Annotated in this window: 1 pseudogene; it reads right to left on the bottom strand. The window is 50.6% G+C overall.

The window, feature by feature from the left end:
* Positions 1 to 263 (bottom strand): annotated as a pseudogene (locus ABT58_RS23250) (IS3 family transposase); the annotation flags it as partial.

Genomic DNA, 263 nt, shown 5'->3' with positions numbered 1-263 from the left:
CCAGTTCGGCATGTACTTAACCGTGCGGAACAACGACTCGACATACGGGTTATCATCATTGACTCTTGGGCGGCTATACGATGAGGTAATGCCTAGCTCATCCATCTTCGCTTTGAACGTCAGCGACTTCATAGGCGCACCGTTATCTGAGTGAAGAACTAGCGGTTGATTGAAGCACTGCTCTCGCATCAAGGTTCGTTGCAGGAGCTGTGACGCTAACTCACCGCCCTCACGTTCATACACCTCATAGCCCACGATTTTTC

It is taken from the genome of Photobacterium aphoticum (assembly GCF_001029435.1).
Lineage (GTDB): Bacteria > Pseudomonadota > Gammaproteobacteria > Enterobacterales > Vibrionaceae > Photobacterium > Photobacterium aphoticum.
The sequence above is the reverse complement of the archived record's forward strand: the minus strand, read 5'-3'. Positions and strand labels throughout refer to the sequence as shown.